Annotated in this window: 9 protein-coding genes; 2 read left to right on the top strand and 7 right to left on the bottom strand. The window is 61.1% G+C overall.

Going from position 1 to position 11,821, the window contains the following annotated elements:
- Nucleotides 1–305: 305 nt before the first annotated feature.
- From rirA to A6U98_RS21290, 4 genes are all read right to left on the bottom strand, one after another.
- Nucleotides 306–788 (bottom strand): iron-responsive transcriptional regulator RirA, encoded by a 483-nt coding sequence (gene rirA / locus A6U98_RS21275; protein ID WP_029874102.1) that lies wholly within the window; start codon nucleotides 786–788, stop codon nucleotides 306–308.
- A gap of 108 nt (nucleotides 789–896) precedes the next feature.
- Nucleotides 897–1,946, bottom strand: coding sequence for a M48 family metallopeptidase (locus A6U98_RS21280; RefSeq protein WP_064652516.1), 1,050 nt, complete (start codon nucleotides 1,944–1,946; stop codon nucleotides 897–899).
- Nucleotides 1,936–3,018: a YjgN family protein gene (locus A6U98_RS21285; RefSeq protein ID WP_064652518.1), complete on the bottom strand. Its 1,083-nt coding sequence runs from the start codon at nucleotides 3,016–3,018 to the stop codon at nucleotides 1,936–1,938. The genes A6U98_RS21280 and A6U98_RS21285 overlap by 11 nt, the downstream gene beginning before the upstream one ends.
- Nucleotides 3,019–3,186: 168 nt before the next feature.
- Nucleotides 3,187–4,683, bottom strand: coding sequence for a CoA-acylating methylmalonate-semialdehyde dehydrogenase (locus A6U98_RS21290; RefSeq protein ID WP_020048532.1), 1,497 nt, complete (start codon nucleotides 4,681–4,683; stop codon nucleotides 3,187–3,189).
- A gap of 180 nt (nucleotides 4,684–4,863) precedes the next feature.
- Here A6U98_RS21290 and A6U98_RS21295 point away from each other — a divergent pair, with 180 nt between their 5' ends.
- Both A6U98_RS21295 and A6U98_RS21300 read left to right on the top strand, forming a co-directional pair.
- Nucleotides 4,864–5,178, top strand: coding sequence for a putative quinol monooxygenase (locus tag A6U98_RS21295; protein WP_064652519.1), 315 nt, complete (start codon nucleotides 4,864–4,866; stop codon nucleotides 5,176–5,178).
- Complete coding sequence (locus A6U98_RS21300) at nucleotides 5,175–6,056, top strand: LysR family transcriptional regulator (protein ID WP_064652521.1); 882 nt, start codon at nucleotides 5,175–5,177, stop codon at nucleotides 6,054–6,056. Before A6U98_RS21295 ends, A6U98_RS21300 begins: the two co-directional genes overlap by 4 nt.
- Here A6U98_RS21300 and A6U98_RS37230 read toward each other — a convergent pair.
- The 3 genes from A6U98_RS37230 to traA all read right to left on the bottom strand — a co-directional run bounded on the left by A6U98_RS37230 (nucleotide 6,053) and on the right by traA (nucleotide 11,673).
- Nucleotides 6,053–6,220, bottom strand: a complete 168-nt coding sequence (locus A6U98_RS37230; protein ID WP_017959047.1) for a hypothetical protein — start codon at nucleotides 6,218–6,220, stop codon at nucleotides 6,053–6,055. The two genes, A6U98_RS21300 and A6U98_RS37230, sit on opposite strands and share 4 nt — an antisense overlap.
- Nucleotides 6,221–6,263: 43 nt before the next feature.
- The gene (locus tag A6U98_RS21305; RefSeq protein WP_017959046.1) at nucleotides 6,264–6,701 is read right to left on the bottom strand and encodes a DUF4174 domain-containing protein; all 438 of its coding nucleotides are present in this window, start codon (nucleotides 6,699–6,701) and stop codon (nucleotides 6,264–6,266) included.
- A 325-nt stretch (nucleotides 6,702–7,026) separates the two neighbouring features.
- The gene (traA, locus tag A6U98_RS21310; RefSeq protein ID WP_064652523.1) at nucleotides 7,027–11,673 is read right to left on the bottom strand and encodes a Ti-type conjugative transfer relaxase TraA; all 4,647 of its coding nucleotides are present in this window, start codon (nucleotides 11,671–11,673) and stop codon (nucleotides 7,027–7,029) included.
- Between the last annotated feature and the right edge of the window lie 148 nt (nucleotides 11,674–11,821).

The following is an 11,821-nucleotide window of genomic DNA, read 5'->3' on the forward strand; positions in this document are numbered from 1 at the left end:
GGAGACCGTAGATTGCCATCCCGGTCGACGCTCGATGGAACGATATTTATTTACTGAAAGCAACGGGCTACGCAGAAAATTTTTCCAGCTGGACAATTTTAGAAATTTTCCGTCAAAAATCAGCCTCATTCGGAAATATTCGCACAAAAAAGACCGAAATTTTGTCGCATTTGGTATAAAAGCGCGCCCATCGCGACACGCAGCCGGCATTTCCCCGTTCTGGAGGCCATGGGAGATGCCCGCAAAAACAAAAACCGCGGTTGCTGGGGGCAACCGCGGTTCAGAAGTTCATCCTGGTCTTTTGATCAGGCGGCGGGGGCAACGATCGCGGGTTTGCGATAGGCCGGCTCGCCAGTGATTCCGAGAAGGAAATTGATCTGCGGACGCGCCTTGACGAGGTCATCGATGGAATATTCCGACAGCACCGCGAAGAAGGCATTGAGCGCCTTGCGCAGCGCCGAATTCAAACCGCAGCTGTCGACCAGCGGGCAGTCGACCTCACCGTCATCCTCGAAGCATTCGGCCATGGCGAAGCTGTCTTCCGTCACCCGAACGACGTCGAAAAGACTAATGTCGGCGGCCGGTTTGCCCAGGCGCACGCCGCCGTTGCGACCGCGCACGGTTTCGACCAGGCCCGCCTTGTTGAGCGGCTGAAGGATCTTGAAAAGAAAGAGCTCGGAAACGCCATAGGCCCTGGCGATTTCCGGAATCCGGCTCAAGTGCCCGTCGTTGGCAGCACAATACATCAACATGCGAACCGCATAGTTCGTCTGCTTCGTCAACCGCATGCCATTCTCCTGACTCGTCTGTTCAGACCTATATAGGCGGTTTGCTAGTTTTGAACAATTCCAAAATATGAAATTCGCATTCAGCTTATGAGGCCATTTGCCGCGACGTCAATCCCGCCTCAGGACCTCGACGTAATCGAGGATCGCCTGTTTGCGCTCGGGTGTGCCTGGATGGGTGGACAACATGCTGGTGCGGGAGTGGTCGCCGAGCTTGGCTTCCAGCAGATCGAAAAACCTGGCGATCGCGACAGGATCCATACCGGCCTTGCGCATCAGTTCGACCGAGCGCCGGTCAGCTTCAGCCTCGGCGCTGCGGGAATAGGACAATGCGAGCAGACCGCCTCCTTGCGTCAGGATATCCTCGACGCCGGAGCCGATATCGCCGGCAATCAGCATGACGAGACCGGCGACGCCCGCGGCCCGATAGAGCTGCCTCAGGCTGTGCTTGTATTCGACATGGCCGATCTCGTGGGCGAGAACGCCTGTTATCATCTCGTCATCGCCACCCGCCAATTCAATCAACTGGTCGGTGAGGACGATATTGCCGTCGGGAAGCGCGAAGGCATTGGGACCGATCAATCCTCCATTGCGAAAATTCAGGACATAGCGGTCGGCGCCGCCTTCGGCATTGGCGGCCACCTTTCGAAAGCGATCGGCGATTTCGGCCTGCCGGATCTCCGTTATGTGACTTGGAGACAGCGCCGTCGTATCAAGCGTGTTGAGAGCGCCAGAGGACATCATCTCAGATACGACAGGCGGCGTCACGAAGATGGCGACTTCGACGAGCGCCGGCAACGCATAACGATAGATTCCGACGGCAAGCAAAACGACCGCGACCGCGAAGACGAAGATGCGGGGATGAAACTCCTCAAGCCGATGCACCCATCCGCTTTTGCCGCCAGCGCGAAGAAAGGCATCGATTGCGTCATTGTCGGCGCTCTCGAAGACCGAACCGTCGGTAAAGACCGCACGCCGGGGGATCGATCCGACGCGCGCCGTAAAGGAGACCTTTCCGATGGCGCCATCGGAAAGAGTCGCACCTTCCGCGGTGACGGCGATGAGGCGCCCGCCCCGCGACAGCAGGTGGGCGGGAACGGCGGCGCTCGAATGCGGCGGATACCATTCCCCCGTCGCGATGGTTTCTCCGTCAGAAACCAAAATCAAGCCCTTCCATGCTCATATATTCCGAACCGATGGCAGTGCCGCTGGCTTCAAACTGCGTAAAGACCTCGCCGATCTCGCCTTCGATGCGGATCGCTGTGTGCTCGGTGACATAACGCGCCAGCCGAACCGCCGCCCAGGGGCGCATCAGGCCGAGGGTGAGCACCGTCACCACGACGTTCGATATGGCGATCCAGGCATAGCGTGCACGGGAAAGATCGCTCCGCAAGACATGCCGGCCGTCGATCTGCGTCGACGACCAGACGATGTTGTGGACGGCCGCCCGATAGATGAGACCGGCAACGCCATAGATGATCAGGACACCGAAGACGGCCAGGTACATTCCCGACACTATCATCACAATATCGGGATCGCGCTCGAACGCGCCAGCGTCATTCGCCTGCATTCCGACGACCGCGATCGCAACCACCGCAACGAGCACGACGGCGCCTAGCACGACCATCAGGGCCGGGACGAGAAGCGCGCCGTAAAGCGCGCCAACTTTGGGATCCGTTTGGAACGGTCGGTTGCCGTAGCGGAGATTGTTGAAGATGTAGCGGTTGAGCCAGCGACTGGCGAAGGGCGCCAGCAGACCCAGCGACAGGACGGCGACGAGGCTTCCGAGCATGACGGAGACGAAGGCGCCGCCCGCAGTGCCGGTGAAATCAAATCGGACGTTGCGATAACTGGTCACGCGGGCGTTGAAACGAAGGCCCCTCACGATCAGCCAGGGAAGTGCGATGAGGATGAGGACCGTGGTCACTAGCGAGAACAGCGGATGGATCGCCGCCAGAATGTTGGCCACGATAACGAAGGCCACCACAATGAGGCGGCCGATAAGGATCTGCTTGCCGGTAGCATGATATTCGAAACCGCGGCCGAGCAGGACGGTATTGCCGTAGAAATAACGGTTTCGCCGCACCTTCGCCCAGGCCGAATAGATGCCAAGCGTTAGGATCGTCAGAAGAACGTTGACGATCCAGATGCCGAAATATTCCGATGCCGTGCCGGTGAACCTGGCACGCTCGAATGCGTTGGCCGCGGCGCCCGCGGACACTCGATTATCCATATTTTGCTTCCCCCAAAGCGTAACAGGCCCGACCGGCTCATGACTGGAATCACGCGCCCGGCTGCTCATCTGAAAGCAAATCGGGCAAAAATCAACAACTTAGAATCGAAAAATCCGGAGGCCGAAAGGCCCCCGGATTGCAGATTGAAGATTGGAAGCTTGTGGAGATCACTTCATCGTCGGCATGACGAATTCCGCGCCGCTCTTGATGCCGGAGGGCCAGCGGGCGGTGACGGTCTTGGTCTTCGTCCAGAACTTGATCGAATCCGTGCCATGCTGGTTGAGGTCGCCGAAGCTCGAGGCCTTCCAGCCGCCGAAGGAGTGGTAGGCGAGCGGAACCGGGATCGGAACGTTGATGCCGATCATGCCGATATTGATGCGCGAGGCAAAATCGCGGGCGGCATCGCCGTCACGGGTGTAGATGGCGACGCCGTTGCCATATTCGTGCTTCATCGGCAGAGACAGCGCCTCCTCATAGTTCTGGGCACGAACGACGGAGAGAACAGGCCCGAAGATCTCGGTCTTGTAGATATCCATCTCAGGCGTGACGTGATCGAACAGGCAACCGCCGACAAAATAGCCGTCTTCATAACCCTGGAGCTTGAAATCGCGGCCGTCGACGACGAGCTTGGCACCTTCCTCGATACCGCGGTCGATCAGGCCGCGAACACGGGTATAGGCTTCCTTGGTGACGAGCGGGCCCATGTCGGCCTTGTCGTCGGTATAGGGGCCGATGCGCAGGGATTCGATCTTCGGCGTCAGCTTCTCGACGAGGCGGTTGGCGGTCTCCTCGCCGACCGGAACGGCAACCGAGATCGCCATGCAACGCTCGCCAGCCGAACCGTAGCCTGCGCCCATCAGCGCGTTGACGGCCTGATCCAGGTCAGCATCGGGCATGATGATCATGTGGTTCTTGGCGCCGCCGAAGCACTGGGCGCGTTTGCCGTTCATCGCCGCGGTGCCATAGACGTAGCGGGCGATCGGCGTCGAGCCAACGAAGGAGACGGCGCCGATATCGGGATCGGTAAGGATCGCGTCGACCGCACCCTTGTCACCATTGACGACGTTGAGGATGCCGGCGGGCAGACCGGCCTCGATCATCAGTTCGGCGAGGCGGATCGGCAGGGAGGGATCACGCTCGGAGGGCTTCAGGATAAAGGCGTTGCCGCAGGCAATCGCCGGCGCAAACATCCACATGGGGATCATGCCGGGGAAATTGAAGGGCGTAATGCCGGCGCCGATTCCGACCGGCTGGCGGATCGAATACATGTCGATCGCCGGCCCGGCGCCTTCGGTGAACTCGCCCTTGGCGAGATGGGGAATGCCGCAGACGAATTCGCAGACTTCGAGGCCGCGGATAACGTCGCCCTTGGCATCCTCGATCGTCTTGCCGTGTTCCTTGGAGAGGATTTCGGCGAGCTCGTCCATGTGCTTGTTCAGGAGTTCGACGAATTTGAAGAAGACGCGGGCGCGGCGCTGCGGATTGGTGGCAGCCCATTTCGGTTGCGCAGCCTTGGCGTTTTCGACAGCGGCGCGCAGTTCCTCGACGCTTGCGAGCGCGACCGTCGCCTGCACTTCGCCTGTTGCCGGATTGTAGACGTTGCTGACGCGGCCGCTGGTGCCGGCAACCTGTTTGCCGCCGATGAAATGACCGATCTCACGCATGGGTGTTCCTCCTGTTTTTGGATGGCCGACAATCGCACTTCAATTTGCACAAATCAATGCGCTGATATAAGCAACCGTTGTGCGCAAATTATAGCTCTATCATTGCATCAGGCGCTGCCGTTGCTTCCAAACTTGGCACCGCACGCCAACAAGTCAAACCCCAAAGGGGAGGTCAAACCGATGAGCCGGAAACCCGTCGTCAGAATGGCGGAGTTGGAGATCGATCCGGACACGCTTGAAACCTATCGCGCAGTGCTCACGGAAGAAATCGAAGCATCCCTAGCGCTGGAAGACGGCGTCCTTTCCCTGAGCGCCGTTTCCATCAGGGACACCCCAAACCGGATCCGTATCCTTGAAGTCTACGCCGACCAGGAAGCATACGACGCCCATCTGCGAACACCGCATTTCCTTAAGTACAAGAACCAGACGGCGCACATGGTGACATCGCTGACGCTTATCGAGGTCGATCCGATCGCAATACGTGCCAAGCCATGAACTGGGACGATGTTCGTATTTTCCTCGCCGTCGCCCGCACCGGGCAGATCCTTGCCGCCTCGAAGCGGCTGGGGCTCAATCACGCCACGCTCTCGCGTCGACTGACGTCGCTGGAAGAGGCGCTGAAGACGCGGCTTTTCATCCGTCGCACGAATGGCTGCGAGCTGACGGCCGAAGGCGAAGTGTTCCTGGCATCCGCAGAGCGGATGGAAACGGAAATGCTGGCCGTGCAGGCCTGCCTCGGCCACACAGATACGGCAATTGCCGGGACTGTGCGCGTCGGGGCGCCCGACGGCTTCGGTGTTTCCTTCCTTGCGCCGCGCATGGGCAGATTGATCGAGCGCCATCCGGAGCTGAAGATCCAACTCGTACCGGTTCCCCGGTCCTTCTCGCTCTCGCAGCGCGAGGCCGATATCGCCATCACGCTCGAGCGACCGGACCAAGGCCGGCTCGTTTCCTCGAAGCTGACGGATTACACGCTCGGCCTTTATGCCTCGCGAAATTATCTGGCGTCACAGGGAGCACCTGCCGATATCGACGCGCTCAAGGCCCATCGCCGCATCGGCTATGTCGAAGACCTGATCTTCACCGCGTCCCTGAATTTTTCCGGCGCAGTCATGCGGAGTTGGGATGCAGGCTTCGAGATTTCGACGGCGATCGGACAGACGGAGGCGGTGCGAACAGGCGCCGGCATCGGCATCCTGCATGATTATATCGCCAGGCAATATCCGGAACTCCAGCGCATTTTGCCGGAGGTTTCGATCCGGCGCGCTTACTGGACGACCTATCACGAAACCGCGCGCGACCTGCTACGCGTCAGGAGCGTCGCCGATTTTCTTCAGGAACTCGTCAGCGCCGAACGGCACATCTTTCTTTAAGTCTCGAAAGTGTGTTTTGCCGGTTCGTCGTTCTCGTCGGGATTTGGAACCGGCGCTTCGTCGGGCAGCCGGTCAGGCTCGGGTTCCTTGATCGGAGGCTCTGGCTTCCAGCCAGGCCCGGGCATCGGCGGCTGGTCGGGAATGGGTTCGTTGGGCACGGACATGACCGCCTCCCTTTCATGATTTCCGTTTACGCGACGTTCGGGTTTATTTGTCCGGCTTCAGCGATTCCGCAGCACGCATCGGCATGCTGTCGATGATGGCGAAGAGCTCGCCATCGGTAATCGGCTCGCTGGCCTTGAGCTTCACGGTGCCGTCCTTGCCGAGAAGGAAAGCGGCGAATTCGCCGACCTCCGCCGCCTCGAGATCGCGGCGGATCGCTTCGCCGTCGAGATCGTCGGCCGCACCGAAGAGCGGACGGACGCCGGCGCCGGAAACCTTCAGCACCACCAGGTCGCGCTCATCGAGGGCCGAACGGTTGGCGAGCAGGTGATTTTCCTGCCGGGCAGCGCGGGAATTATCCCTGTCGGCGAATAGGATGAAGACGCGGTTCTTCCACTGGAACTGGGCGAGGCTCTCGATCGGCGCATAAGCGCTGTTGGTCTCGTCGATCTTCGTCGCGCCGTAGAGCAGGGTTTTCGACATGCGTATTCTCCCGTCAGCTGGAGAACGGCCCGAAACGGCGCGGGTTCCATCGAAACGTCAGGATCCGTATTTTTGTCGGCGAAGATCTTCCTCATTTCCAGCAGCGGCATTCGGCTCCAATCCAATCGGAATTAGTCGTTTGGCATTTTCGCCGGCGCCCCTTATCGCCTATGCGTCTGGATAAACGCATTCTGCTCACCTGAGCTGCGATACCTTCTTTGCCATCCGTTCGTTTCCCAGCCCGGATAATGCAACCGGAACACTCCCGCCAAGACTGATCCATTTTATGGATACAGATCAACAGAAATGGCCTCTCTTGTTTTGCTTAAGGGCCATTCATATCGATGCCATGCCCACGGCTGACAGCCCGCTGGCGCCGCTCCGAGATGATCTGCTCGCTGCTTTCCATACGAGCGGCCTGCTGCAGAACCTTCAGCTTTTCCTTCATCGCCTCGAAGGCATGGCGCTGCATCTGTGGTACGCGGTGGATGAGATCCTTTTCGCCGCGGAGGATCGCATTGCGACCGAAGCGCTCATCGAGCGCCCTGCTGACAGCGGCAAATTCCTGGCGAATAATTGGATCGAGAGAAACGGCCGTTGCATTCCGCTTGCGACCGTTGTTCTTCACCTCAGCGGTCAGGCGCGTGAGCGCCTCTTCCGCCGCCTTCGACAGGCCGGGAATGGCGACTGTCATGCGCCGTCGCTCCTCGGCAATAGCCTGGCGTTCGGCATCGAGCACATTGACGTAGGCCGAACCGAGCGCGCGCAGGCGGGCGGCGGCTTCAGGCACGGCCTGCACTGCCTCCTTCCGCTCCCGGCCGGAAGCCAGCATCCGATCCATCAGGCGATCAGAACCGCGCAAGGCGCCGTAGGCGGCCGGATCGTTGGTCACCGCAGCGGCGATGCGCTCACCGGCAAAACCTTTGGCAAGTAGTTCTTCGATCTTGCCGACGGCGCCTGCCGGATCGCGCCAGATCATGCTTGCCACGGTCGCCAGCGCGGCGCGCTGCTGGCGATACAGCGGCGTGGCGAGAGTGCGCGATCTCGCCTCCTCGTCGATCGGGGTCTTGAATTCGGTGACTGCGGCGAGCATAGGCAGCACCGCGGCATTCTCCTTGCCTGCCTCCATCCCCTGATCGGCACTGGCGCCAGCAACGATCCTCGAGCGATCCCGCCGCTCGGCGAGATGCTGCTCGTCGGCAAAACGCTTCACGGCTTCGAATAGGCCAACCAACTTCTCGCGTCTGGTGCTCGCGAGGTCCTCCGGCATACGCTCGACGACGTTGCGTTCGGCAATCGCATCGGCCTTCGAGGTAAAGGCGCTCCAGCCGAAGCGGGCGGTGAGCGCCTCGCTGACGGCCTTGATCTCCTGCACGAGCGAGCGGTCTTCTGTGGCGAGCGCAAAGGCGCTCTTGTAGGCGTCGTCCCCTCCCTGCCTGCGCACCGCCTCGATCTCGACGAGACGCTTCATCGCCTTTCTGGAGGGCGCCGGGATCGGCAGGGACATATGAGCGCGGCGCTGTTGCTCACGGAGATCGAAGCGTTCGGCACTCCGGCGGAACTCCGTCGCATGGGCGCGGGCCAACGGTATCAGTTCCAGCAATGCCGCGGTCGCGACGCTGCGCTCGTCACGTGCGGCCCGACCGTCGACGATCAGATCGGAACCACGCAGGCGGCCGAGCCGATCGGGTGCAGCGGCAAGATCGTCGGCGAGCTTGCGGGGTTCGAGGCCTGCATCCGAGGAAAGCGCGTTCAGGGCGACAAGTGCTGCATCCGGGTCACGATAGATCTTCTCCAGCAGCGGCCGCAGAATTGCTTCCCGCTCCTTCCAGGCCGGCGACGCAAGCTGAGCCAGCCGCGCATCTTCGGCGACGGTCCTGGCAAAGACCGTGGTGGGCGCGATCAGATACCGCGCACGGCCAGTGTCTGCATCCGAGACAGGTTGCGTTTCAATTCGCTCCTCATTGTAGGAGATACGTCGTTCCCGCTCGATCGCGAAGCCGAGCGCCATGCTGGTCCGCTCCCAGAGCTCAGCCACCTGCTCGCGCTTCTCGGCAATCCACGCCCACTGCCGCGAGACCTCCTCTTCCATGCCGGCCGCAGCTTGGGAAAGAGCGTCGAGCCCCCGGCGTCGCGCAAAGTCGTCGGCATGGGCGCGATAACCGGCCTCGCTTTCAAAATCGAGCGTGGTCGTCTTGGCACCGGAGCGCGACAGACGTTCGACGAGCTGCTTGAACACATCCGGCCGATGGCTTTCCCGCTCGACGCGCTCCAGCCGGGCTTGGGCGGTTTCGATGCGTTTCGCGGTCCAGACATTGCGGTCGACTTCTCTTTTCTCGAACCGCTTCTGGCCGGTTTGCTCATCGACGATCGGAACCTGAACCTTGACCCGCTCCACGCCATCCTTGCGCAGGGTGACGGTGTCGCCTTCTGAGACACCACCTTCTTCGAGCGCCTTCGGCAAGCTCACACCCTTGAGACGATGGACGGCTCCGTCGTCCGTCTTTACGTCGGCATAGGGACTGTCGTCCGCATCCTCATCATTCGGCCGGAATTTGGCTTGTCCTGTTTCCACGAGCTCGCCGGTCACACCGGCAGCATGATCGACACGCGCCTTCCTCCCCCATTCCGGCCTCGCTTCAAAATCTTCCTTTGCCGCATAGAGGTCGGCGCGGTCGCGATGTCGGGTCATCGACACATAGGTCAGATGCTGGTCCATCATGCCGGTGGCAAGCACGAAGGTTCGCTCGACGGTGGCACCTTGTGATTTGTGAATGGTCGCGGCGTAGCCACGATCGACATTGCGATAGCTGTTCTCACTGATGACGACGTCCCGGCCATTGTCGAGACGCACCGAAAGCAAAACCTCGCCCCGTTTGTCGCCGGTGGATACGACCGTCCCGAGCATGCCGTTCTTGACATATTGCGGACCGAGACGGGGAGCACGTGGCTCGAGGAAGCGGGCATTCTCCAGGAAGATGATGCGGTCGCCGGCGGCGAATTCTCGTGCGCCGCGTTCGGCCTGGAAAGAGCGGCCCTCACGAAGCGCGCCCTCTCCTGTCATCACCGATCGCAGCGCTTCGTTCAGACGCTTCACGTCGGCATTGGTATGGGCAAGCACCAGAAGCTCGTCACCGCGGAGACGACCGTCATTGCCTTCGAGGACCGACGTCTCGATTGCCAGTTTGCGCGCTTCGCTCCAATCGGCGACGATCCGCCCGATGACTTCGTCGCGCGTCTCTGCCTCGATGAGATGACCCTGTTGCGCATAGGCGTCGAGACCTTTCTCGATCTCGCCGCGCGCAAAAAGCCGCGACGCCTCACGCGCCCAGGGTTCCCGCTGGCGGCGCACGCCGGCGAGTTCGGCAAAACCGATCCGCTCGGTGATCGCCCGGAAGGCCGCACCCGCCTGGATCGGCTGAAGCTGCATCGCATCGCCGACCAGAACGACTTTCGCCCCCGCCTGTTCCACGATCTTCAGCACACGCGCCATTTGCTGCGACGACACCATGCCGGCCTCGTCGACAACCACCACGTCGCCGCGGTGAAGCGTCTCGTGTCCGCTGGCCCAGGCGAGTTCCCAGGAGGCCAGTGTTCGCGACCTGATGCCGGAACTGTCTTCCAGTCCTTCGGCGGCCTTGCCGGCAAGGGCAGCACCGATCACCCGGCGACCTTCGCTTTCCCAGGCAACACGTGCGCCGGCAAGCAGAGTCGATTTGCCGGCACCGGCAAGGCCGACAATGGCCGCAATGCCGCTGTCGCCGGCGACATGACGGATGGCGTCCACCTGTTCTGCATCGAGCTTGAAAGGCTTTTCGGGATCGCGGGTTTCGATGTTCTTGACGGCGGCCGCGACATGCCGTGACGGAACGGCAAAACCGCGACGTTCCGACAAGACCTGCGCCGACCGCGCCATGTCATATTCGATGCGAAGAATGTCGCGCGTGGTAAACACGGCAGGTTCGCTCGCCTTTCCCGTTTCGGCATCGACCTGCTGCGGCTTCAGCATGACCAGATCGTCCGACGCCATCAGCCGCGCCCGGATATTGGCGAAGTCTGCGGGATCGTCGACGTAGCGATGCAGCGCCTTGGCGATATCGCGCTCATCGAAGGTGGAGCGTTCATTGCTCAACTGCTTCAGCAGAAGCGCAGGATCTACCAGCAGCCGGTCGGCCATCTCGTGGCGACGGGCAAGATCGGCTGGCGCGAAATACATCTCGGCACCCCGGCGGGAAAGGGCTGCCTTTTCCGGCCCGAGGTGTCTTTGCGCGATGCCATCGAGACCCTGCTCGGCATAGGAGCGGCCATCGAGCCGGATCTCGTGGCCTGCAAGCGCCAGGTGCCGGTTGGCCGTCTCCGCCCAGGCGACTTTCCAGGCCTGCAAGGTTTCCTTGTCGCCGCCCCATGACTTATAGACAATCCGACCCCCGGGCCGCCCGGGCGGGAAGAAACGCAGTGGCTCGCCATTCTCTCCCAAGACAGGAGCGTTTTTCGGCCCGAAGCCCTCTTCCGTCAGCGGTCTCACGGTCGTCAGCAGATGAATATGCGGGTTGCTATCCTTGTCGTGGTAGACCCAACCGGCGACCATTGCCTCGGACGTGAAATTATCACGGACGAATTCGCGCACCAGTGCGATGTTCTCGGCCCGCGTCAGCTCTTCCGGCAGCGCGATAATCAGCTCTCTCGCCAGCCGCGCGTTTGCCAGTTTCTCGAAAGCTTCAACAGCATTCCACAGCGCTTCACTGGCACCGGCAACGGAACGCCCCTCAACCGCCGACCGCAGCCAATTCGGCGCCTGATCCGGCAGGGCCAGTTCCTCGTGCACCAGCTCGGAGGCGCCGCGCCGATAGCTGAACGACGTGCCGGCCTGTTCGTCCATCATCCTGGTGCGATGACGATAGGCGGCGGCCGCGACGATGTTGCGTCCCGCTCCCCGGCTGATCACCTGCGCTCTGACGAACATGATCGCCATGATTGTCCTCGCATATTCGGAGCAGTTGCACCAACGAGCGACATCGCTCTTTCACAATAGTCAGACCGAACGACTGACGCGCTCCGCGCTTGTCTCCGGTTTTCGCGCGGGTCCATCAACTGCGACAAATAGGCGATTTAACTGTTTT

Source organism: Rhizobium sp. WYCCWR10014 (assembly GCF_001657485.1).
GTDB lineage: Bacteria > Pseudomonadota > Alphaproteobacteria > Rhizobiales > Rhizobiaceae > Rhizobium.